Annotated in this window: 18 protein-coding genes and 1 tRNA gene; 16 read left to right on the forward strand and 3 right to left on the reverse strand. The window is 60.8% G+C overall.

The genetic code is table 11. From position 1 onward, the window contains the following. Position 1 precedes the first annotated feature (1 nt). From J5289_RS05505 to J5289_RS05515, 3 genes are read left to right on the forward strand one after another with little or no spacing between them, the layout of a single operon-like run. The gene (locus J5289_RS05505; RefSeq protein ID WP_209182875.1) at positions 2-1144 is read left to right on the forward strand and encodes an ABC transporter ATP-binding protein; all 1143 of its coding nucleotides are present in this window, start codon (positions 2-4) and stop codon (positions 1142-1144) included. A 4-nt stretch (positions 1145-1148) separates the two neighbouring features. After that, positions 1149-2060, forward strand: a complete 912-nt coding sequence (locus J5289_RS05510; protein ID WP_209182876.1) for an ABC transporter permease subunit — start codon at positions 1149-1151, stop codon at positions 2058-2060. A gap of 3 nt (positions 2061-2063) precedes the next feature. Continuing rightward, positions 2064-2879, forward strand: a complete 816-nt coding sequence (locus J5289_RS05515) for an ABC transporter permease (RefSeq protein ID WP_209182877.1) — start codon at positions 2064-2066, stop codon at positions 2877-2879. Here the strand turns inward: J5289_RS05515 and J5289_RS05520 are convergent, their stop codons facing one another. Then, positions 2880-4769: an AsmA-like C-terminal region-containing protein gene (locus J5289_RS05520; RefSeq protein WP_209182878.1), complete on the reverse strand. Its 1890-nt coding sequence runs from the start codon at positions 4767-4769 to the stop codon at positions 2880-2882. Between the two features lie 163 nt (positions 4770-4932). Between J5289_RS05520 and J5289_RS05525 the strand changes: the two genes are divergently transcribed. After that, on the forward strand, positions 4933-6885 hold the full coding sequence (locus J5289_RS05525) for an acetoacetate--CoA ligase (protein WP_209182879.1): 1953 nt from the start codon (positions 4933-4935) through the stop codon (positions 6883-6885). Positions 6886-7101: 216 nt separating this feature from the next. Here the strand turns inward: J5289_RS05525 and J5289_RS05530 are convergent, their stop codons facing one another. Continuing rightward, on the reverse strand, positions 7102-11100 hold the full coding sequence (locus J5289_RS05530; protein WP_209182880.1) for an ATP-binding protein: 3999 nt from the start codon (positions 11098-11100) through the stop codon (positions 7102-7104). 445 nt (positions 11101-11545) lie between these two features. On the opposite strand from J5289_RS05530, the gene J5289_RS05535 reads away from it, so the two are divergent. The 9 genes from J5289_RS05535 (at position 11546) to J5289_RS05575 (ending at position 18674) form a co-directional block, all read left to right on the forward strand. Beyond that, positions 11546-11622 (forward strand) — tRNA-His (locus J5289_RS05535). A 220-nt stretch (positions 11623-11842) separates the two neighbouring features. Beyond that, positions 11843-12499, forward strand: a complete 657-nt coding sequence (locus J5289_RS05540; RefSeq protein ID WP_111217455.1) for a response regulator — start codon at positions 11843-11845, stop codon at positions 12497-12499. Next, complete coding sequence (locus tag J5289_RS05545) at positions 12496-13875, forward strand: HAMP domain-containing sensor histidine kinase (RefSeq protein ID WP_209182881.1); 1380 nt, start codon at positions 12496-12498, stop codon at positions 13873-13875. Before J5289_RS05540 ends, J5289_RS05545 begins: the two co-directional genes overlap by 4 nt. A gap of 86 nt (positions 13876-13961) precedes the next feature. Then, positions 13962-14582: a glycosyltransferase family 29 protein gene (locus J5289_RS05550; protein WP_209182882.1), complete on the forward strand. Its 621-nt coding sequence runs from the start codon at positions 13962-13964 to the stop codon at positions 14580-14582. Between the two features lie 108 nt (positions 14583-14690). Next, entirely contained in the window at positions 14691-15524 is an 834-nt protein-coding gene (locus J5289_RS05555; RefSeq protein ID WP_209182883.1) for a glycosyltransferase family 25 protein, read from the forward strand. 9 nt (positions 15525-15533) lie between these two features. Further along, a complete protein-coding gene (locus tag J5289_RS05560; protein WP_209206738.1) occupies positions 15534-16235 on the forward strand; it encodes a polysaccharide deacetylase family protein in 702 nt (233 codons plus the stop codon). 16 nt (positions 16236-16251) lie between these two features. Continuing rightward, the gene (locus J5289_RS05565; RefSeq protein WP_209182885.1) at positions 16252-17592 is read left to right on the forward strand and encodes an O-antigen ligase; all 1341 of its coding nucleotides are present in this window, start codon (positions 16252-16254) and stop codon (positions 17590-17592) included. A 464-nt stretch (positions 17593-18056) separates the two neighbouring features. After that, the gene (locus J5289_RS05570; protein WP_209182886.1) at positions 18057-18485 is read left to right on the forward strand and encodes a DUF4174 domain-containing protein; all 429 of its coding nucleotides are present in this window, start codon (positions 18057-18059) and stop codon (positions 18483-18485) included. A 33-nt stretch (positions 18486-18518) separates the two neighbouring features. After that, positions 18519-18674: a hypothetical protein gene (locus tag J5289_RS05575; protein ID WP_164498230.1), complete on the forward strand. Its 156-nt coding sequence runs from the start codon at positions 18519-18521 to the stop codon at positions 18672-18674. Positions 18675-18683: 9 nt separating this feature from the next. On the opposite strand, the gene J5289_RS05580 is transcribed toward J5289_RS05575, so the two are convergent. After that, the gene (locus J5289_RS05580; RefSeq protein ID WP_142824062.1) at positions 18684-19565 is read right to left on the reverse strand and encodes a LysR family transcriptional regulator; all 882 of its coding nucleotides are present in this window, start codon (positions 19563-19565) and stop codon (positions 18684-18686) included. 118 nt (positions 19566-19683) lie between these two features. On the opposite strand from J5289_RS05580, the gene J5289_RS05585 reads away from it, so the two are divergent. From J5289_RS05585 to J5289_RS05595, 3 genes are all read left to right on the forward strand, one after another. Then, on the forward strand, positions 19684-21180 hold the full coding sequence (locus J5289_RS05585) for a CoA-acylating methylmalonate-semialdehyde dehydrogenase (protein ID WP_209182887.1): 1497 nt from the start codon (positions 19684-19686) through the stop codon (positions 21178-21180). A 170-nt stretch (positions 21181-21350) separates the two neighbouring features. Next, positions 21351-21839: an iron-responsive transcriptional regulator RirA gene (gene rirA / locus J5289_RS05590; protein ID WP_142824064.1), complete on the forward strand. Its 489-nt coding sequence runs from the start codon at positions 21351-21353 to the stop codon at positions 21837-21839. Between the two features lie 352 nt (positions 21840-22191). Beyond that, positions 22192-23787 (forward strand): ABC transporter substrate-binding protein, encoded by a 1596-nt coding sequence (locus J5289_RS05595; protein ID WP_209182888.1) that lies wholly within the window; start codon positions 22192-22194, stop codon positions 23785-23787. Positions 23788-23853 lie beyond the last annotated feature (66 nt).

Raw genomic sequence — 23853 nt, forward strand, 5'->3', positions numbered from 1 at the left:
GATGAAGTCTCTCGGCAACATCCGCCGCTCTTTCGCGCCATGGACGGATCCTGCGGCAAAACCGTTTATCTCGGTGCGCAATGTCACCAAGAAATTCGGTGACTTCACAGCCGTCGACAATCTCTCGCTGGATATCTACCATCGCGAATTCTTCGCTCTTCTCGGCGCCTCCGGCTGCGGTAAGTCGACGCTCCTGCGCATGCTCGCCGGCTTCGAGCAGCCGACATCGGGTGAAATCATCCTCGATGGCCAGGATCTTGCCGGCACGCCGCCCTATCGGCGACCGGTCAACATGATGTTCCAGTCCTACGCGCTTTTCCCGCACATGACGGTCGAGAAGAACATCGCTTTCGGCCTGCGCCAGGATGGCATGAGCAAGGCCGAGATCGCAGAGCGCGTCGCGCAGATGTTGAAGATGGTGAAGCTCGAGCAGTTCGCCACCCGCAAGCCCAACCAGCTGTCCGGCGGCCAGCGCCAGCGCGTCGCCCTGGCGCGTTCGCTCGCCAAGCAGCCGAAGGTGCTGCTGCTCGACGAGCCTCTCGGCGCGCTGGACAAGAAGCTGCGCGAGGAGACCCAGTTCGAGTTGATGGACCTGCAGCAGAGCCTCGGGCTCACCTTCGTCGTCGTTACCCATGACCAGGAAGAAGCGATGACGATGGCAGATCGTATCGCCGTCATGAGCCACGGCAAGGTGGCGCAGGTAGCAACGCCTGCGGAAATCTACGAGGCGCCGAATTCCCGTTTCGTCGCCGGCTTCATTGGTGACGTCAATATTCTGGACGGCAATGTCGTGTCCTCGCAGCCGGGCGTTGCCGAGATCGCAGTCGACAACGCCTTCACGCTGCGCACGGCGACATCAGATGCACCCGCCGTCGGCAGCCGCGCCGGCTTTGCCATCCGTCCCGAAAAGCTCCGCGTCACCCGCAACCCGCCGGCCAATGCCGGTGTCAATGCCGCAGAGGGTGAAATCTGGGACATCGCGTATCTCGGCGACATGACCGTGTTCCACGTCAAATTGCAGGGCGGCCAGGTCGTCAAGGCGTCTTCGCTCAACGCGGTGCGCTCCGTCGACGACCCCTTCGGCTACGACCAGCAGGTATGGGTCTCCTTCGATGAAAATGCCGGCGTGCTGTTGAAGGATTGAGATCATGGGAACGTTCGGTTCAGCGCTCTACCGCCGCCTTGTGATCATCATCCCCTATCTTTGGCTGCTGATCTTCTTCCTGGCACCGTTCTTCATCGTCTTCCGCATGTCGCTGTCGACCTCGGCGACCGCGATGCCGCCTTACACACCCGTCTTCTCGACGTCGAACGGCCTCAGTGGCTTCATCGATAACCTCCGGCAGCTTTCCTTCGACAACTACGTATGGCTGACCGGCGATCCCCTCTATTTCAAGTCATATGTCTCGAGCGTCACGATAGCCGCCATCTCGACCCTGCTGACCCTGCTGATCGCCTATCCGCTGGCCTATGGCATGGCACAGGCGCCGCGCACGATCCGGCCGACCCTTTTGATGCTGGTGATCCTGCCATTCTGGACCAGTTTCCTGATCCGCGTCTACGCCTGGATCGCCATCCTGAAGCCGGAGGGCCTGCTGAACCAGGTGCTGCTCTATCTCGGTATCATCCACGAGCCCCTGATCATCCTCAACACCAATACCGCCGTCTATATCGGCATCGTCTACTCGTACCTGCCGTTTATGGTGCTGCCGCTCTACTCCGCGCTCGAAAAGATGGATCACACGCTGATCGAGGCAGCCCAGGATCTCGGCTGCCCGCCGATCACGGCTTTCTGGCGCGTGACCTTTCCGCTGTCGTTGCCGGGCGTCATTGCCGGCTGCATGCTGGTCTTCATTCCGGCTGTCGGCGAGTTCGTCATACCCGATCTGCTCGGCGGTTCGCAGACATTGATGATCGGCAAGACGCTATGGAACGAGTTCAACGCCAACCGGGACTGGCCGGTGTCCTCGGCGGTTGCGACCATCCTTCTCATCATCCTCGTCGTACCGATCGTGTTCTTCCAGAATATCCAGGCGAAAGCCGACGAGCAGGGGAGATAGACGATGGTCAAATGGTCCCGCTTCAACATCGTCTCGGTCACCCTCGGCTTTGCCTTCCTCTACTTGCCGATAGCGCTGCTGGTCATCTTCTCGTTCAACGAGTCCAAGCTGGTAACGATCTGGACCGGCTTCTCGGTGAAATGGTATGTCCAGCTGATGCACAATCAGGCGCTGCTGGACGCAGCTTGGGTCACGGTGCGGGTCGGACTGCTGTCGGCGACGCTGGCAACCGTGCTCGGTACGCTCGCCGCCTTCACGCTTGTCCGCTACACCCGTTTTCGCGGCCGGATGCTGTTTTCCGGCATGGTTTACGCGCCGCTGGTCATGCCGGATGTCATCACCGGCCTTTCGCTGCTGCTGCTGTTTGTCGCCATCGACTTCGATCGCGGCTTCTGGACGATCACGCTCGCACACACGACGCTGACCATGTGTTTTGTCGCCGTCGTCGTGCAGTCGCGGCTGATGAGCTTCGACCAGTCGATCGAGGAGGCGGCGCTCGATCTCGGCGCCACGCCGCTGCGAACATTCCTGGAGATAACCCTGCCGATCATCTCACCGGCTGTGTTTTCAGGCTGGATCCTGGCGTTCACGCTGTCGCTCGACGACCTTGTCATCGCGAGCTTTACCTCGGGCCCCGGGGCCACCACGCTGCCGATGAAGATCTACAGCCAGGTGCGGTTGGGCGTCACGCCGGAGATCAACGCCGTCTGCACCATCCTGATCGCCATCGTGGCAATTGGTGTGATTTGCGCCTCTGTTGTCACGAAAAGACGGGAAATCCAGCGCCAGCGTGACGAGCATGCCGCCAACGCGCTGTGATTAGGGCTGCGTTGCCTTTTGCTGAACCGGCGATACCGGCGAGACGATCGCGTCCGGCCATGTGCCGCCGATAAAGAATGGCAGCACCGGCAGGTCGGCTCCCTCCGCCGCATTGGTGGCATCCAGCACACCGGATAAAGCCAGCGAGTTGGTGCGGAACGGCACGATGCCGGAAAGCGACAAGGTCTCGTTTCGCCCGACGATCCTGGCGTTCTGCACATCGACCGACCCCTTGGCAAAGCTCGCATCGAGATCGATGGTCTGGAAATCGAAGGTCGAATCCGCGACGTCGCTGAGGTGGAAGAATTTCTTCTGGGCGGCAAGGGCACGGAATGTCGAGACATTGAACTGGCGGAAGGCACCGGCCTTCGACCAGTAGCGCAGCTTGCCGGCCACGTCCCCGAGATTGGCGGCCCAGATCGGCTTGTTGGTCATCAACGACAGGTCGAGCGAGCCATTGGCAAGCGGCAGCGGCCCCTGCAGGTTAAGGCGGGTGATGAGGCTGGCAAAATCGGCATCGCGGATCGAAATCTGCAACTTGCCGCCGCCATCGAAGTTGCGCTCGGTGACTTCGAGATGGGCGGTCAGGTCCCCGCCTTCAAAGCCACTGTCGCCGATGTCGAACTTGGCCGTGCCGCCGGCCACCAGCAATCCTGCGCCGATATTGTCGAAATTGAAGGGCCCGAGCGACGCGCTTTTTGCCGACAGGCGCAGATCGAGGTCCAGCCTCTGCAGCGGATTGCCGTTCAGCAGCGTGTCGATAGCCGTGCTGGCGGCAAGTCGCATCGAAAAGGCGGCGAGGAACGGATTAAGGTTCATCTTGTCGAAGGCAAGCGTGCCTGAAATCTTCGGCTTCCCGGTACTGGTATAGCCATAATCCATGACGCCGGAAGCGGCGGCGTCGTTGAGCACGAAGTTCAGGTTGTTAAAGCGAATGCCGTCCGTGACTGTCAAGACATCGGCATTCATCGACAGGTTCTTGAGTGTAGCGCTGCCGGGCAGGCGCTCGCCGCTCCAGGCGAGGAAGGACGGCATGTCGGGAATGGCGAGGTCCAGATTTCCGGACAGCGCTGAAAAATCGGACATGTTGGTAATGCCGGTAAAGGTTCCGCGGATCAGCGGTGAGGAAAACGTCGTCTTGGCGTCGACATTCTTGCCGGCAAACAGCAGCAGCGGCTGTTCCGAGAAGAAATCGACCTTGATGTCCTGGCCGTTGAGGCGGGCAAGCAGCACGGCGCTCATCGGCTTCGACAGTCGTGGCCAGGAAATATCGGCATTGACCCCGTCGAGCCTGAAGAGCCTGCCGGTCTTGTCGTCGGTCAGTTCGACCACGCCATCCTCGACCGTGACGCCGCCGATCTTGGCGTCCTGCGATTTGGTGATCACGGTGCTGCCGGTCGGGGATCTCTCGACCCGGTCGATGGCCTTGCCGAGCAGTCCGGCATTGGTCCAGTCGATCAGCCCGGTATCGTCGCGGCGCACGTAGACGACCGGCCGCAGGAAGTGGAATTCGTGGAAATCGGCCTTTCCGCGCAGGGCGGCCAGCAGCGAGAAGTCGGCGGACAGGCTGTCGACATGACCGAGCACCTTGCCACCGGCAGTGCGCTCGCGGATCGTCACCTGGTTCAGCGTGACGCGCGGCGTCGGCCAGAAGTCGATCGCCGGGGATCCCTCGATCTCGGCGCGATAGCCGGTCCAGCGCGACAGGGCTTCCTCTATCCCGGAGCGCACCAGGCCGCTGGAAATGAGGAAGGGTGCCGTGGCTCTAAACACGACGGAAACGATGATGATGGTGAGAACGACGATGCCGGTCGTGCGCGCGACGGCTGGAAGCCAGCGTTTCATCGACCGCAAGGCGGGCCGCCACCTCTTGTTACCTGACGCCGTCATGTTGATGCAGAAACTTTCAAACCGTTGCGCATGATTTCGCCTGCGTTTGGCGGATATAGGAAATGCCGATCATATGCAAACGTCGCATCCTGACACGCCGCCAACCTCTGATATTAATATTGCTGCGCGGCGTGGTAGAGAGCGTCGAGCGGGAGGGATGGGAATGCAGGACGAGCAGCCGTTATGGTCTTTGTCTGAGGTCGAGCGTCGGAAGACGCCGATGTTCGCGTTCATGCAGCATTGCAATGCAAGGCATGGGCTTTCCCTCGATGATTTCGAAAGCCTGCATGCCTGGTCGATTGTTGATCGCGAAAGCTTCTGGACCGCCGTCTGGGAGTTTTGCGGCATCAAGGGCACCAGAGGTTCGCGGGCTCTAGTCGATGGCGACAACATGCTGGACGCGCGTTTCTTCCCAGACGCGGAACTGAATTTTGCCGAGAACCTTCTCACCAGAAGCGGTCCTGGGGATGCACTGATCTTTCGCGGCGAGGACAAGGTCAGTTCACGCTGGTCCTGGGACCGGCTACGCGCCGAAGTGTCGCGTCTGCAGCAGGCCTATCGTGCAATCGGCATCGGCAAGGGGGATCGCATCGCGGCAATGATGCCGAATATGCCGGAGACCATTGCCTGCATGCTGGCCGCAGCATCCATCGGCGCAATCTGCTCGTCCTGTTCGCCTGACTTCGGCGAGCAGGGCGTCATGGACCGTTTCGGCCAGATCGAACCGAAGCTGTTCATCGCCTGCAGCGGCTACTGGTACAATGGCAAGCTCCAGGATGTCGCCGACAAGATCCGCGCCGTGACGCAGCGCCTCGGTGTCGCCTCTGTCATCATCCCCTATGCCGGGGATGCGGATGCCGTGGCGGCCATGACGCCTGATGCCACGACGCTCGATGCCTTCCTCAAGGCGTTCACGCCGAAGCCTGTCGAATACGAGGCATTGCCCTTCGCCCACCCGCTGTTCATCCTGTTTTCGTCGGGCACCACGGGCGTGCCGAAATGTATCGTTCACTCGGCGGGCGGCACGCTGCTGCAATTGGTCAAGGAGCATCGCCTGCACTGCGGTGTCATGCCTGACGACAGGGTATTCTATTTCACCACCTGCGGCTGGATGATGTGGAACTGGCTAGCGGTCGGCCTTGCCGCCGGCGCGACGCTCTGCCTCTACGACGGCTCACCCTTTGCGCCCGATGGCAACGTCCTCTTCGATTATGCCGCAGACGAGAAGTTTGCCATTTTCGGCACCTCGGCGAAATATATCGATGCCGTACGCAAAAGCGGATTGCGGCCGAACGCCTCGCACGACCTATCCCACCTGCGGCTCATCGCCTCCACCGGCTCGCCGCTGTCGCCGGAGGGTTTTTCCTTCGTCTACGAGGGCATCAAGGCCGATGTCCAGCTGGCATCGATCTCCGGCGGAACGGATATCGTCTCCTGCTTCGTGCTCGGCAATCCGCTGCAGCCCGTATGGCGCGGCGAAATACAGGGCCCGGGGCTGGGACTGGCCGTCGACGTCTGGAACGAGGATGGCCAGCCGGTGCGGCTGGAAAAGGGCGAACTTGTCTGCACCAAAGCCTTTCCGTCGATGCCCATCATGTTCTGGAACGATCCCGACCGCCTCAAATACCGGGCCGCCTATTTCGAGCGCTTCGACAACGTCTGGTGTCATGGCGATTTCGCCGAATGGACGCGGCATGGCGGCCTCGTCATTCACGGCCGATCCGACGCCACCCTCAATCCCGGCGGCGTCCGCATCGGCACTGCGGAGATCTACAATCAGGTCGAGCAAATGCCCGAGGTGGCGGAAGCGATCTGCATTGGCCAGGATTGGGAGGATGACGTGCGGGTCGTGCTGTTCGTCAAACTGGCCACCGGCGTCACGTTGACCGACGATCTCGCCACCGCGATCAAGGCTCGCATCCGAACAGGTGCCACGCCGCGCCATGTGCCGGCGAAAATTGTTGCCGTCGCCGATATCCCCCGTACTAAATCCGGAAAGATCGTCGAACTCGCGGTGCGCGAAGTGGTGCATGGCCGGACAGTGCGCAACAAGGAAGCGCTCGCCAATCCGGAGTGCCTGGCACAATTCGCTGATCTCGAGGCATTGAAAAATTAACCGAACGCAAATGCGCAATAGTCACGGGTGAGAGATTGCCGGTCTTTTTAAGATTGTGTTAGGAGATAGCGATCAAGCTACCCTCAGTTGCGCGGCGTCTAATATTCACTCCGCGCACGGCCCGACCATGGAGAACTCCCAGATCTGCGGGTCTCTATCTCCAATCAACAGCATGACTTAGGGCGGCCCTCGGCCGCCCTTTTTTAATGCATCGGCCTAATCGGCAAGAACGCGTGGCGAGGGGAAGGTGACTTCCACCAGAGTGCCTTCGTTAGGAGCGGAGTGGATGGAAAACAGCGCCCTGTTGGCATCCACCATCGCCTTGGTCAGCGGCAAGCCGAGACCGGTGCCGTCGCCGCGCTGGCGCGAGTTTGTTGCCACCTGGCGAAACGGCTTCATTGCCTGTTCCAGTTCCGTGCGCGTCATGCCCACGCCCGTGTCGCGGATGCGCAGCACAACGCTGCCATTGCCCTCGTAGGACGTCGAAACCACGATCTGGCCGCCGGAAGGCGTGAAGCGGATGGCGTTGGAAAGGATATTCAGGGCAATCTGCTTGATCGACCTCAGATCGGCAACGACATTCGGCACTGACTGCGACAGGCCGGTGCGGATAATCACACGCTGTCCGTTAGCCTGCGGCTGGACGATCGATACGGCTTCGGCGATGGCCTCGTTGAGGCCGACGGCGCCGAACTCGAGCTCCATCTCGCCGGCTTCGATCTTCGAGATGTCGAGAAGATCGTTGACGATATCGAGCACATGGCGGCCGGAGCGACCGATGTCGCCGGCATATTCGACATAGCGTGCGTGTCCCATCGGCCCGAGCCGCTCGCTGGCCATCATGTCGGAAAAGCCGATGATGGCATTGAGGGGTGTGCGGATCTCGTGGCTGACGCGGGCAAGAAAATCGCTTTTGTGGGCGTTGGCTGTTTCGGCCGCACGCTTGGCATTGCGCAGGTCTTCCTCCGTGCGCTTCCACTGGGTGATATCGCGGATCACGGCACAGTAGCCGTTCGACGACGTCAGCACGCCCATCGTCATGAACAGCGGCACGAACCCGCCGGACGCCTCGCGCCCGATGACCTCGCGTCCGTCGTTCAAAACGCTGGCCACGCCGTTGCCGGTGAGCCCGCTCAGATAATCGAGCACGGCTTTCTGGCTCTCGTGGGCAAAGAGCATGACGAAGGGTTTGCCGCGCGTCTCCTGCTCATCATAGTTGAAAAGCGCGCTGGCCGAGCGGTTCATCGACCTTATATCGCCCTCCGGCCCGATGATGGCGACGCCATCTGTCGCGGTCTCGAGGATCGATTTCAGTTCCTCGACCTCGACCTGCAGCTTGGCAACCTTTTCAAGCATGCGTTCCGGACGAGGCTCCTCGCGGCTGTCGATCCGCGTCGTCAATATCGCCTCGCCATCCTTCTCGACAGGCATCAGCGCCAGCATCAGTGCGCTGGCATCCTCCCAGCGGATGGATTGAAGACGGGCGGTGACCGGCACCAGCGCGTCGTCGGCTCTGACCACCATCATGACGCCGGAGCGCTCTGTCTTATCCTGCAAATCCTCCCGCTGCAGCAGCGCATCGATGCCACCAACCCCCTCCAGCTCCGCCAGCGAGGCATAGCCCGTCAGCCGCATGAACTCGGGATTGGCGTGGATCAGCGTGTCGCCGGCATGGACGAGGACCGCGACCGGCAGCTGATCGACCACAGCAGCCGACAGCCCGTCGGTCATTTTCACGCGCGGCGGAATGGCAGTGTTGAGAACGTCGAGTGCGTTGAATTCGTCGCCGCTTTCGCGTCCCTCGGCAGCATCGGCAGCTTCGGGCGTCTCGGAGCCTTCGATATCGTCGTTAGCCGCCAGCAACGCCGTCGGGTAAAACGCCTCGAGCTCTACCTCGGGTGCACCCCGTTGCTCGCTCTCGTCGTCTGTCGGGCTGACAGGGGCGGCATCCGTCGGCCCCTCTGGCTCTTCGCCACGCTTGCCGAACGGCTCGAGTTGCTTGGCGATCTCGCGGAAGGCAGCCTGTTCGGCAAGCGACAGGCCGTCAGTGAGGTTATGCCGCCGTTCATGCAGCTGGATGATCTTGTCGGAAAGCCTGCGGGCGGGCGTCTCTGCTATCTTCAGGGCAGGCGGTTCGACGTGGAATGGCAGCTCCGGCTCATTGGGTTCGAATATCCGCTCGGACGGTCCATCCAGCCGCGCGACGCTATCAGGCACATGCTCCGGCTCGACGGCGGCCGTTTCGTTCTCGTCAGTGCTCTCGTCGAAAACCACCGGATCTGCGACCGGAGCTTCCTCATCCGGATGCTCCGGGTGCAATGAATCAGCCGCTTCGTTGCCTGACGCGGTATCATCGATGGCCGGCAACCCGAGGGTCAGCCCCGTCCGCAGCGGATCCTCCGCCGCATCCGACAGGCGGACGACGCCAAAACCACGAAAGCCGTCGAACTCACGACTGCGCGTATAGGTCGGCAGGGCCGCGAGATCGACGGGAACGGTCAGGGTCGTTCCCTCGACCGGCCAATGGATGGTGCGCCCCGACCATGTGTCGCGACGGGCAAGCAACTCGGCGATCTTGCCATCGGGATCGAGGTGGAACAGTGCCGCGATATCGGCAAAGGCGACGCCCGCGAGCGCCTTGGCATGCGGGCCGACGGCCTCTGCGAATTCCCGCGAAATCTCGCTGAAATGGCCCTCTGCGTCGATCTTCCAGACGAAGCGCGTCGCCCGTCCCTGCCGATTGAAAACGAAATGCTGCGGCTGATCGGTCTGGGGTGCTGCAGCCGCAACGGCGTCCGCTCCGGTTGCGGGCTCGGCGATGTCGACCGATGCAGCTGGTGCTGCTTCCTGTTCGGACGCAGCCGGCTCCGATGGCTCGATCTCGGCATTGGCAGTGAGGGGTTGCCCTTCACTCGGCTCCCGATCAGGCACTTCCCGCTCAACGCTTGCGTCATCCGTCGAAGCACCCTCGGTGTCGTCCGCTGACAGCTCTATGTCAGGCGTCAGTTCCGAGCCCCGCTCGGGCGATGCCTCGACCGGATCCTCGACATGCGTTTCCGCATCCTCATTCGTCAGGGCCGCAGTCTGCTCGTCCTCGGCAATCTGGTGATGGGCGTCGTCGCCATCGTCCTGCACGGCAGGTGTCGCCGGTTGCTCGGGCTCCTCGACGGCGCTCGGATCGCTTTGTTCGATGTCGGCAATTTCTTCCGGTTCGTCTTCGACATCTTCGATCTCGGCAAGAGCATCGATCGCCGCCGAGAACTCCCGTTTCCCGGGATCTATCTGATTGACTAGTTCGTCGGCGCTCGAAGATGGAATGGCGGCGTCGGTTCCAGCTTCTTCCGAGGCGCTCTCGACGTCGCCGCGATTTTCATGAACATCGGCAGGCGCTTCTGCGGCGGTAGTCGCCGTAACAGCAGCTGGCTCGATATGGGCGGAGCCATCATCGGCGACGGCTGCCGTCGTTTCGGCCTCTGCCACCGGCGTTGCCAAGGTTTCGGCCGCCGCTGGCACCACTGCCGAAACGGTTTCAACGGGATCGAGATGGCCGATGACCATTTCGACGACAAACAGTAGGTTGAGCGCAGGGGTATCGGACAGGCGGCCAATGGCAGCGGGCAGATAGCCCTGGCCGGTCCGGATCGGCCTTTTGATAAGCCGCTCCGGCTGGCCACCGGCCATTGTCACCAGCATGCCCGCAGTTTCCGTCGTGATCCCGAGGGCTGCGAAACCGGGCGAGGCGGCGATGATCTCCCCGTCGCGGCCGATGACGGCGATATGGGTGTCGGGATCGTCGAACCCGTCGAGCATCCGCTGCGCACGCTCGGTGGTCTCCAGCGGTTTTGCGGAAACCGGGCAGGAAAACAGAATTGCGTCTTCGCCGGCAGGGGTGCGGATCTTTTCGACCGCCGCATTGGTAACAACACGCTGGAACCCTGCCGCTATCCGGATCAGGAAGCTGCGAGTATCGCCGACGGCGACCAGCTGGTGCGCAGTGGCTGCAATCTGGCGGAAGGATACGTCACCGGCCTTTGCGCCCTGGTCGAGAAAATCATAGATGGCAGCATAGCCGAAAAGGTCGGCGCCGGCGCCGTTTGCCCACAGCACCCGGTCGAGTTCGACCGAGAACAGCGCCATCGCTTCGCCGCGCGCAAACCGGTCGCGGATGCTCGGATGAACGGCAATGTCGATGAACGGATACTGTACTGCCGGCATTGTCCAACCTGATGTTCGAGCCGAGGCCTTCTCGCATTAACGCTTTGTTAATATAGGTGACGCTCCGTCCGGTCCAGCAAGTGCCGATGCTTTCGCCAGAAAGGGTTAATGGACGGCCCCGATATGCCGCCGCAAGCTCTCCGCAATGCCGAAGACACGGCATACCCGCTTCCAGACATCATTCTCGGCGTTGCTACCTTATCCACAGCCTGCCGATTTTCAATCGCCCCCGATGCGTCATCCACGGCCTTGAGGCCCCATTGGCGCCCAATCCGGCAACGAATATCCGTGCGGAACGAAAAGAGGTTCTTTCAAGCACGACCGCAGCCGACATCGCGCCGCCGGGCCTGAGCCTATCGGCATTTTTCTCAATTCGCCGAGATAGGGCTTGAAAAAAAACTGAACTCCCAGTATTTCACCCGAGTTGCGTCCAGACGCGGCATGTGCGGTTGTAGCTCAGTTGGTTAGAGCGCAGGTTTGTGGATCCTGAGGTCGGTGGTTCGATTCCACCCAACCGTACCATTATTTTCTCTTTCTTTATGACGCTTCGTTTTAGTCAATGGACGGACGCCCGTATTGGGTTGATGCCCTGATCTGCGGCACAAACCATTTCCACCAAAAAAACCTCATAAACCACGCTTTGCCTGCTGGCGTTGACGCTATTCGGTCTTAAACTGGGCGCAGATGCGGATTGGTGACGTCGTCGTCTCCAGTCCAGTTTTCAAGCCCGGTGAAAGTTTTCATGCGTATCCTGCTTATCGAGGACGACCATATCCTTGGCTCATCGTTGAAGAAGGCCATGGAGAAACATGCCTATGGCATCGACTGGCTGCGGGACGGCGAGGCGGGGCTTGCGGCGGCCGAGGCGTCGGAGTTCGCAGCCATCGTGCTGGACCTCAACCTGCCGAAGCTGAATGGCATCGGCGTCCTCAAGGCGCTGCGCAAGCAGGGGAACGATGTGCCCGTCCTGCTGCTGACCGCGCTCGACAGCGTTCTCCAGAAGGTCGACGGCCTCGACCAGGGCGCCGACGACTATATGGTCAAGCCTTTCGATCTCGACGAGTTGCTGGCCCGTTTGCGCGCCCTGATCCGCCGCCGCGAGGGGCGCGTCGAGACGACCATCCGGTGTGGCGAGGTCGAGGTCGATCCCGCCGCGATGGTGGCGCGCCGCAACGGACAGTCGGTGCCGCTGACGGCCAAGGAATTCCATCTGCTCAAGCTGCTGATGGAACGCAGCGGCCGCTACGTCACGAAGAACGATATCGAGTATGCGCTCTACGACGCCCAGAACGCTGTAGAAAGCAACACTACCGAGGTGACGATCTACAATCTGCGCAAGAAGCTGGGATCGGAATTCATCAAGTCGATCCGCGGTGTCGGATACATGATCGAGCGATGACCCGGGCAACGCTCACCAGCAAACTCTATCTGCGCATCATTCCGGTCATCGTCATTGCCATCAGCGTGATCGGATTGCTGGCGTTCAAGAGCGCCCGGCACGAAATCGACAATATTTATGATGCCCAGCTGATCAACGAGGCCAATGTTCTGTGGGGATTGCTGCAACGGCCGCTGTTGCGCCAGACGGACGATCCGCCCCGCAGGATCGACGATATCGACTTCAAGATGGACAACCAGCTGTCCTTCAATCAGGACGCCGACGACTACGCCGACGCGCATATGGTTCGCGCCTGGAAAGACGGGAAAATCCAGGTTTTCAGCAGCACCGCCTTCCAGGCTGACATGCCCGAGCAGAAGGCCGGATTTCATACGATAAATTACAAGGGCGAGCGCTGGCGGGTGTATGCCTTGCCCATTCCCAATACGACGATTGCCATGGAGGTCGGCGAGAAGATCGCGCTGCGCGACCGGCTGATATCGAATATCCTGCGCAACCTGGTGTTTCCGCTCTTTATTCTGCTGCCGATCATCGCCTTCCTGATCTGGCTCGGCATCAACAGGGGGCTTGCCCCGATGAGCGACTTCGTTCGGCAGATCCGCCTGCGCTCGCCCGACGACCTCTCGGCTATACCCGTCGAGGGCTTGCCGCTGGACCTGATGCCGCTCGGCACCTCGATCAATCAACTACTCGACAAGCTCGGTCACTCGCTCACCCTCGAGCGACGGTTTTCGGATCTCGTGGCGCATGAGTTGCGCACGCCGCAGGCAGGCGTCAAGCTGCTGCTGCAGATGCTGCGTGACACGGAGGCGGGTCGCGAGAGGGATGCCATCGTCGCGGATCTCGTCGAAAGCAACAATCGGGCGATGCACCTGATCGAACAGCTTCTGCGACTGGCGCGGGTCAGCCATCATCCGCTCAAGCTCGGTGCGGTTCCGCTCTACCACCTTGTGGCGTCCATCGCTGCCGGTTTCGGCAGCCGCATCACCGCCAAGCGGCTCGACCTTTCCCTGCAGGGCAGCGAAGACGCCGAGGTGCTGACGGACGAATCCCTGCTGCAGTTGATGATCAGCAACCTGCTCGACAATGCGCTGAAATATACGCCGGAGGATGGCAGGGTCGAGGTGACGATCATGCCGGAGGGCGAGGCATGGTTCCTGTCCATCGACGACACCGGTCCGGGCATCCCGGCAGACCAGAGGTCGGCGGTTTTCCAGCGGTTCTACAGGGTAGACTCGCCGCAGGAACAGGGATCGGGACTGGGTCTGGCGATCGTGGCAGACGTGGCGACCCGCCTGGCTGTCACCATCGAGCTGTCGACGCCAAGCTGGGGATACGGCCTCAGCGTCCGGGTGCGCTTGCCCGCACCTGCATGAGGCGGCCTCGGAGCAGCTGCAGCCATCAGTTTCATATCATCGACGCTTGCTAGTCACGCGCGCTCTTGCAAACAGGAAACCAGACGTTGTCGCGCAAAACGGCCATCATCGTTGGCAACGGAGAATTGCCGACCGACCTATCGCCTGTTGTCGATGCGGCCGATTTCGTCTTGCGCTTCAACGAGCCGAAACTCTCCATCGACATGAGCGGAACGAGGACCGACCTCTTGATGCTGGCGACGTCCAGCAAGCCGATGCAGCGGCGCCTCCGCGATCCGGCCTTCTATACCAGTCCGACATTCCAGGCGGCCAAGACCGTCATGCTGGTCTATCATCCGGCGATCCTGCGCACCTATCATCCGAAGCCAAATATATTGTCGTGGCTGAAGGGCCGCAGGTCTGACTGGACGCAGCAGACGATCGAGCGCGTCGGGTCGGCGGGAAAAGAGATCCGCATCATGCCGCCGCAGTTCTACAAGGCCGGGTGCACAGAGCTTGGCCTGTCCGAGGCCGACATGCATCGGATATTCCCGAGCACCGGCTTTTTCGGACTTTACCATTGTCTGCAGCAGTTTCCCGCCGACCGGTGGGACATAAACCTCTGCGGTTTCAGCTGGGAGGGATGGAAGCGCCACAGCTGGGACGGTGAGCGGCAGTGGGTGGCAAACCACGTTGCCGAGGGCCGGCTCACATTGATCGAGCCTTGATCGACGACGAGGCTGCCGCCGGCCTTCAGTTTGGCTTCACTTTCACCTAAGGCATCGATCAGATCCGTCTTCTAGACCGTCCATGGCCACGAAAACGAGGACGTATCGATGCACAACGCCTATCACCTGGAACGGCCGCAGACCCTGGGCCTGCAGAAGCGTGCGACGAGCGTCGAGTCTGGCCTGTCCTTGAAGGTGGAGCCGTCTGCAAGGCCGCAGACGATCAAGGCATTCATCGTCCACCTCGGTCGGGCAAAGCAGCGTGCGGGCCAGGTCGAGCGGCTTGTGGAAACCTTGCCGGTGCCGGCCGAAATCATCGATGCCGTCGATGGCCTCGCTCTCAGCCAGGCCGACAGGGAGCGGGTCTACCACCGCAATCTGCACAAGCCTGCCTATCCCTTCCAGTTGAGCAACTCCGAGATCGCCTGCTTCCTGTCCCATCGGAAAGCCTGGGCGGCCATCGTCGAGCAGGGGCTGGATGCGGGCTTTGTCATCGAGGACGATGTCGAGCTGACGGCCGATTTCCCAGCAGCTTTTGCGGCTGCCAGCGCATGCCTGACGCCGGGCGCATTCGTGCGCTTTCCCTTCCGGGACAACCGTGAGAGCGGCGAGGAAGTGTTTGCGCAGGATGCCGCCCGCGTCATCCGCCCGCAGGTCATCGGCCTCGGGATGGTTGCCCAGCTCGTCAGCCGTGGCGCCGCGATCCGCCTTCTGCAGGCAACCGAAATATTCGATCGGCCGGTCGACACGATGGTGCAGATGGAGTGGCTTTTGCATCTGTCACCGCTTACGGTGCTGCCGGGTGGCGTTCGCGAGATATCGTTCACCCTCGGAGGCACAAGCATGAAGCGCCACAGCACCTTCGCCGAGAAACTGACCCGCGAGGTCATGCGCCCGCTGTACCGGGCCAAGGTGGCATTTCGTTCGCGATACTTCGTCTGAGGATCAGGATTGCCCGTTCCCATCCTCACCTACCACCAGATCGCCGTTCCCCCGTCGCGTCGGATACCGTTTCGGAGCATGGCCGTGCATCCGGATGATTTCCGGCGGCAGATGCATTTACTGAAACGGTTTGGTTTCCAAGGCCTGTCGCTGCGCGAGGCGCTGCCCTACGTCAACGGCAAGAAGAAGGGCAAGGTCGTCGCCATCACCTTCGACGACAGCTATGCCAACGTTCATGAAAATGCCTTGCCGGTGCTGCGCGACTGCGGATTTACAGCGACGAATTTCGTCGTCGCCAATCAGATCGGTGGCCGCAACGAATGGGATATTCCGCTGGGCGTCCCGCCGTCGGCTTGCATGAACCTTGCACAATTGCGCGAATGGACGGCCCTCGGCAACGAGATCGGCTCCCACACGATGGATCACGCCCGCCTGCCGGACCTGTCGGCCGAGGATGCATGGAACCAAATTTTCCTGTCGCGGGTTGCGCTGGAGGATACGATCGACGACGAAGTCTCCTCCTTCTGCTTTCCCTACGGCGACGAGCGCTCCCTGCACCGTCAACTGGCGATAGAAGCCGGCTACAGCGTTGCGACGACGACGTGGCGACGGCGGGCGGGCAAGTGCGATGACCCGTTCGGGCTGCCGCGGCTGACGATCCGCCACAACGATTCATGGCTACATTTCCTGAAGAAATGTCTTGTTGGGTAGTCGGGGGAGCGTGCGTTTGCCGGGATCAGAAGCGCTGAAGCGAAACGCGTCGGAATGGCTTGTCGTCCTGCTATGGGTTGTGACCGCATCGGCGACGCTGATTGAAAACGACGCCTATCGCTACAGCGGCATTCTTCTTTTCGCCTACGGCCTGTATCGCTATCTCGCAATGGCAGAAAGACCGGCTGTCGGTTTGCCGGCATGGCTCTGCGTCGGATGGGGCAGCTACGCGCTCGGCCGCTTCCTGCTGCAATATCTTCTGGGAGCGGGCCATCCCGAGGGGGATGGCGAACTCATGTACGCGATGCCGCTGGCGTTCCCGAGCCTCGGCTTTGCGATGTTCATCGGCTGGCAGCAAATGCAGAAGGTGATCGCCACCTATTTCGGCGTTGCTCTTGCCACCTTGCTGCTCACCACCCGTTACCGGGCGATCATGGCCGGTGAAACCGTGCGGCCGCTGATCCAGCACAATCAGATCCACGGAGCGGTATGCTGCGGCGTCATCCTGATCTCCGCCTGCTTCTGGTTCATCCATTGTCGCAAATGCCCGACGGTCTCAAGGCAGTTGAGGACCTATGCCAGCATCGTCGCGCCGCTTGTCGCAATGCTCTGCATCTTCTGCATCTACGGGGCAAAATCCAAAGGCGTCTGGCTGGCGCTCGGCTTCTCCGCCCCCTTGCTGCTCCTGTCTATCGTCGGCTGGTTTCGCTCGAAGGCCGGACTGGCCTTCATCGGGTGCTTCGTGCTGTTGCTCGCAGTTGGCGGTTACTTCGTCTGGGGCAATCTGGAGAAAACTGCCGGACCGACCTTCATGGCGACCACGGGGCTCTATCAGGACATCGCTGCCGGAGAGCCGATCGGCAAGGCCGTGGCGGCCCGTATCGATGATGCGACGACGCCAAGGGCCATGGACGAGCGCCTGCAACTCTGGTCGAACGCCTGGGAACTCGTTGCCAGTGCGCCGCTGTTCGGCCTCGGAAACGCCTGGGAACCGCGCTGGCACAAGACCCACTATACGTCGGTCGACTACAACGCCATGCACAACGGATATCTGGAAATTCTCGTGCGGTATGGCGCGGTTGGTAGCGTATTTCTGGCTTTCATGGCTGTGGTCATGCTGCTTCAGGTCCAACGTGCCGCAAAGCTCGGCCTCGTTCCCCCGGCTGCCTTCCATGGCTACCTTCTCGTGCAGATATTCTTTGCCATCACGCTTCTCAGCAACTCCAACAATCGGCTGGCAATTGGTGAAACCATCATCATGCTGAGTTTCACGTTCGCGTTGGCCTGTAATCTCAGGATCCGTGCCAGCGCCAGCGAGGCGCGCGAAGGCATTGTCCTGGAGCGAGCTGGCACTTAAGTCTTCCGCAAGCCCAGCCGCCCACCGCATGTGTGGCAAGACGGGCTGCGGGGAGGGCGATCATGGCAAGCGGGAGCAAAAACCGAGGGTCCGGTTTGTGGCCAGGAATGAAGCATCCGACCATGCCGAGGCAGAGTGACAACCAGAACACCTTCAGTGTGCTGACATCGGCACAAGCGAGAAAAGCATAGGACGCGAAAAACATCGCTGTCCCGCAGGTGGAGCGCGCAATGATGGCGCAGGGGTCGTTTGCCACGTCCGTGAATGTTATCGTCGAATGCATGCCGCCGCTCCCCGTCTATACGCTAGCAAAGACGAAGTGACCAATCCAGTCGTTCTGCAGCGGTACATGGAGTAATCGCTTCTCTTGCCGATCGCCGATCCGTTCAGTCGCGGCCAAGGTTGCAGATTTGTCATGGAACTGCTCCGACCGATTTCCGTTGAATGGATGACGGGAGATTTACATGAACAAGACACTTCTCTACGGCGCCACGAAAGTCGATGGTTCCACCGCCGTATCAAGCCTCGATATCTATCAGTGGAAACGCCGTGTGCTGGTGATTTTCACGGACACCGACAACGCGCGCGGCAGCCGGCAGGAAAACCTGCTGCTCTCCGACAGGGAGGGACTGCAGGAGCGTGATCTGGTCGTCCTGAAAGTGACGCAAGACAACGCGGTTGCGGTTTTCGGTGATGCCGGCCCGCTGGAGGCGGACCGTCTCCGGGAAGAACTGGAAGCTCCGGAAGCCGGCATCTTTGCCGCGATCCTGATCGGCAAGGACGGCAGCGTCAAACTGCGTGCGGTCGAGCCCGTCGCCTGCGAGGAACTGTTCGAGATCATCGACGGAATGCCGATGCGCGCCGCCGAGACCACGCGCCAGCAAGATCTCTGATTTCCAATCCGCAACCCTGTGAAAGGAGCACCAATGTCTCAGCCCCTGAAGCCCGAAGAACAGCCCCCGATGCCGGCGCCGGGATGGACGCCTGTCCCGCCCATCGGCGAGCCAGAGCCTGACACCCTGCCGGACGAGGTGCCGCTGCCCAATCCGGACGAGAACGACGATCCGCCGATGCAGGTGTAATCCGGCTCGTCAGAGAAACATGCCCCTTTCGTCGGTGACCAGTTCCTGAAGATAGTCGACGACGGTCCGGACGCGTATCAGGTCGCGTGCGGACTCATGATATGTCGTCCAGTAGGCCCGGCGTATGCTGGCGTCCGGCAGGATCTGGATCAATTCCGGATATTGGCGGGCAATGTAGTCGTGGAGGATACCCACCCCTGCGCCGGAACGCACCGCTTCGGTTTGGCCGATAGCCGTCGAGATTTCGAATGACGCATCCCAATTGCGCATCACCTCGTTGGTAAAGGCGAGGGACGCGGTGAAAATCAGATCCTCGACATAGCCGATCCGGAGATGCGATTTCAGAGCGTCCACGCTGCCGGGCACTCCGGCGCGGTCGAGATAGGCCTGCGAGGCATAGAGGCCGAGTGAATAGTCGGTGAGTTTCGCCGATATCAGGCGCCCTTGCTCCGGTCGCTCCAGCGTGATCGCGATGTCGGCTTCGCGCTGCGAGAGCGAGAACGAGCGCGGCACGGGGACCAGCTGGATGCGCAATTCCGGATGCCGGGCGATCAGCTTGCCGAGCCTCGGTGCGAGGAACGATACGCCGAAGCCGTCAGGTGCGCCGATACGCACCGTTCCGGCTACCGTGCTGTCGAGGTGCCCGACGCTCGCCTGCGCGCGCAGCATCTCGGCCTCCATCCTTTCCGCAGCATGCAGGAAGATTTCACCCTCGGCCGTCAGTTCGCAACCGTTGGTCCGGCGCACCAGCAGCCGCGTCTTCAGCCGCTGCTCGAGCGTCGTCACCCGGCGGCTGAGCGTTGCGTGGTTGACGCCGAGCCGTTTAGACGCGGCGAGGATCTGCCCGGTCCGGGCGACGGCGAGAAACATGCGAACGTCGTCCCAGTCCATGATCGACCTTATGTCTATTTATGCACAACGGTTGATTATAGCAGCACATTGATTTGTGCAAATTGAAGTGCGAATGTCGGCCGTCGCAAAACCAACAGAAACCAGGGTAGGAGGCACCATGCGCGAGATCGGTCATTTCATCGGCGGCAAGGCCGTAGCCGGCACCAGCGGCCGCACCAGCAATATCTTCAATCCGGCCACCGGCGAGATCCAGGCAACCGTCGCGCTGGCCAGTGTCGACGAGCTGCGCGCAGCCGTCGCCAATGCCAAGGCAGCGCAGCCGAAATGGGCCGCCACCAACCCGCAGCGCCGCGCCCGCGTCTTCTTCAAGTTTGTCGAACTGCTCAACAAGCACATGGACGAGCTGGCCGAGCTGCTGTCGCGCGAACACGGCAAGACCATCGAGGATTCCAAGGGCGACATCATTCGTGGCCTGGAAGTCTGCGAATTCGTCTGCGGCATCCCGCACCTGCAGAAGGGTGAGTTCACCGAGGGCGCAGGTCCGGCCATCGACATGTATTCCATGCGCCAGGCCGTCGGCATCGGCGCCGGCATCACGCCGTTCAATTTCCCCGCCATGATCCCGATGTGGATGTTTGCTCCGGCCATCGCCTGCGGCAACGCCTTCATCCTGAAGCCCTCCGAGCGCGATCCGTCCGTGCCGATGCGTTTGGCCGAACTCATGATCGAAGCCGGTCTGCCGGCAGGCATCCTCAACGTTGTCAACGGTGACAAGGGCGCGGTCGACGCCATCCTCACCGATCCCGATATCGGCGCCATCTCTTTCGTCGGCTCCACGCCGATTGCCCGCTATGTCTACGGCACGGCGGCGATGAACGGCAAGCGGGCGCAGTGCTTCGGCGGCGCCAAGAACCACATGATCATCATGCCCGACGCCGATCTCGACCAGGCTGCGAACGCCCTGATGGGCGCCGGCTACGGCTCGGCCGGAGAGCGCTGCATGGCGATCTCGGTCGCCGTCCCGGTTGGCGAGGAAACCGCCAACCGTCTTATCGCCAAGCTGACGCCGATGGTCGAAGCCCTGCGCATCGGCCCCTACACAGATGAAAAGGCCGATCTCGGCCCGCTCGTCACCAAGGAAGCCCAGGCCCGCGTCACCGGCCTGATCGATCGCGGTGTGGAAGAGGGCGCCAAGCTCGTGGTCGATGGCCGCGGCTTCAAGCTGCAGGGCTATGAAGACGGCTATTTCGTCGGCGGCTGCCTGTTCGACAACGTTACGCCGGACATGGACATCTACAAGACCGAAATCTTCGGACCTGTTCTCTCCGTCGTTCGCGCCAAGAACTATGAAGAAGCGCTCGAACTGCCGATGAAGCACGAATACGGCAACGGCGTCGCCATCTATACCCGCGACGGCGATGCCGCCCGCGACTTCGCCTCGCGCATCAACATCGGCATGATCGGCATCAACGTGCCGATCCCTGTGCCGCTTGCCTACCACTCCTTCGGCGGCTGGAAGGCATCGAGCTTCGGTGACCTCAACCAGCACGGCTCGGACTCGATCAAGTTCTGGACCAAGACCAAGACGATCACCGCCCGCTGGCCATCCGGCATCAAGGACGGTGCCGAATTCGTCATGCCGACGATGAAGTAAAAGTCTTCAAGTGATCGACTTATCGACGGGCTCCCCTCAAGGGAGCCCGTTGACGTTGAGAGCCTGTGATGAAAACGAGTAAACGTGAACGAAAATTTCATCTTTTGGAATTGTTCAAAACTACCGTTGGTCCTATATACTTGGCTGAGGCTTTGATTCAGGAGACTGGCATGCGTTTGACCAAACAGACCAACTACGCGGTTCGCATGCTGATGTACTGCGCTGCCAACGAGGGCTACCTCAGCCGTATTCCTGAGATCGCCAAGGCCTATGGCGTTTCCGAGCTTTTCCTCTTCAAGATCCTGCAGCCGTTGACCAAGGCCGGCCTCATCGACACCGTGCGTGGCCGAAATGGCGGCGTGCGTCTCGGTCGTGCTGCCGACAAGATCAGCCTCTTCGATGTCGTCAAGGTCACCGAGGATAGTTTTGCAATGGCCGAATGCTTCGAGGACGGCGCTGTCGAATGCCCGTTGGTCGATAGCTGCGGCTTGAACTCGGCGTTGCGCAAGGCGCTCAATGCCTTTTTCGACGTGCTGGCAGATTATTCGATCGACGATCTCGTCAAGGCCCGTCCGCAGATCAACTTCCTGCTCGGCATCACCGATCGCGATCACAATGCCCTGAACAAGCGCATCGCCATCGCCGCCCCGGCAGCCTGAAGCTCTCCTCCGTCGCTCCGTCGTTTGATATGACAGCGCCTCCGCCATCGCGGATGCGGCCAGGTTGGGCTGTGACAAGTCCGTGCTGGCGCATCGTTCTTGGCCTGGTTGGAAGTACTTTAGCCCGCTTCAATTCGGAATCGCCTGTTCGGCCTGTCTAAAGCAACTAGTCAGATTTTGTTGTGTCTGCAGAAGGCGCGAATAAAACATCTGCTAAACTTGACCATCCGGAAAATTTTTGCCTTTGACATGTTGCTTTCGCCTCACAAATGTCGTTCCATCGCCACGCTCTGCGGATTGCATGGCCGCAAACACACAACTTCGAATAAGAACAAATTTGGGAAACGGCACCATGAAAAAGATCTCTGTTCTCTTGGCAGCGACGGCCCTGGCTTCGGTCATGGCAACGTCCGCCTGGTCTAAAACCCTGGTATACTGCTCGGAAGCATCGCCAGAGGGCTTCGACCCTGGCCTCTACACCGGCGGTCAGACCTTCGATGCGTCGTCGCGGACGGTTTACAATCGCCTGGTCGAGTTCAAGCATGGCGGCACCGAGATCGAGCCGGGTCTTGCCGAGAGCTGGACGATTTCTCCCGATGGCAAGGAATACACCTTCAAGCTGCGCCCGGGCGTCAAGTTCCAGACCACGGATTTCTTCACCCCGACCCGCGAGCTGACCGCCGACGACGTGATTTTCTCGTTCAATCGCCAGCTGAAGTCTGACAATCCCTGGAACAAGTACGTCGAAGGCGCATCCTGGGAATATTCCGCCGGCATGGGCTTCCCCGATCTGGTCAAGTCGATCGACAAGGTCGATGACCACACCGTCAAGTTCGTGCTGAACAAGCCCGAAGCGCCGTTCCTCGCCGACCTTGCGATGGACTTCGCATCGATCCTGTCGAAGGAATATGCCGACAAGCTGCAGGCTGACGGCAAGATGCCAATGTTGAACCAGCAGCCGCTTGGCACTGGTCCGTTCACCTTCGTCGCCTACCAGCCCGACGCCGTCATTCGCTACAAGGCCAACGACACCTATTGGCATGGCAAGGAAAAGATCGACGATCTCGTCTTCGCCATCACCACGGATGCTGCCGTTCGCGCCCAGAAGATGAAGGCCGGCGAATGCCATATCATGCCTTACCCGAACGCCGCCGACGTGGCTGATCTGAAGAAGGACCCTAACCTCAACGTGCTCGAGCAGCCTGGCCTGAACGTCTCGTTCCTCGCCTACAACACGATGGTTGCCCCTTTCGACAAGCCTGAAGTGCGCCGCGCGCTCAACATGGCCGTCAACAAGCAGGCTATCGTCGACGCCGTATTCCAGGGTGCGGCTGCCGTTGCCAAGAACCCGATCCCGCCGACAATGTGGTCGTACAACGATGCCGTGAAGGACGACAAGTACGATCCGGAAGCTGCCAAAAAGGCCCTCGAGGCTGCCGGCATCAAAGACCTGAAGATGAAGATCTGGGCCATGCCCGTCTCGCGTCCCTACATGCTGAACGCCCGTCGTGCAGCTGAACTGATGCAGTCGGATCTTGCCAAGATCGGCGTCACCGTCGAAATCGTCTCCTACGAATGGGCCGAATACCTCAAGCTGTCGAAGGACAAGGCCCGTGATGGCGCCGCCATCCTCGGCTGGACGGGCGACAATGGCGATCCGGACAACTTCCTCGACACGCTGCTCGGCTGCGAAGCCGTCGGCGGCAACAATCGCGCTCAGTGGTGCAACAAGGACTTCGACAAGCTGGTGAAGGCTGCCAAGCAGACCTCCGACCAGGCCGAACGCACCAAGCTGTACGAAGAGGCGCAGGTCGTCTTCAAGCGCGAAGCCCCATGGAACACGCTCGACCACTCCATCGCCTTTGCGCCGATCAGCAAGAAGGTCACGGGCTACTTCATGGACCCGCTCGGCATTCACCGCTTTGACGGCGTGGATATCGCTGAATAAGATAGTACCCTAAAATCCGGTTCCCGGGCTTCATCCGGCGGTCAGGTCTCCTGATCGCCGGTGAAT

This window comes from Rhizobium sp. B230/85 (assembly GCF_019355735.1).
GTDB lineage: Bacteria > Pseudomonadota > Alphaproteobacteria > Rhizobiales > Rhizobiaceae > Rhizobium > Rhizobium rhododendri.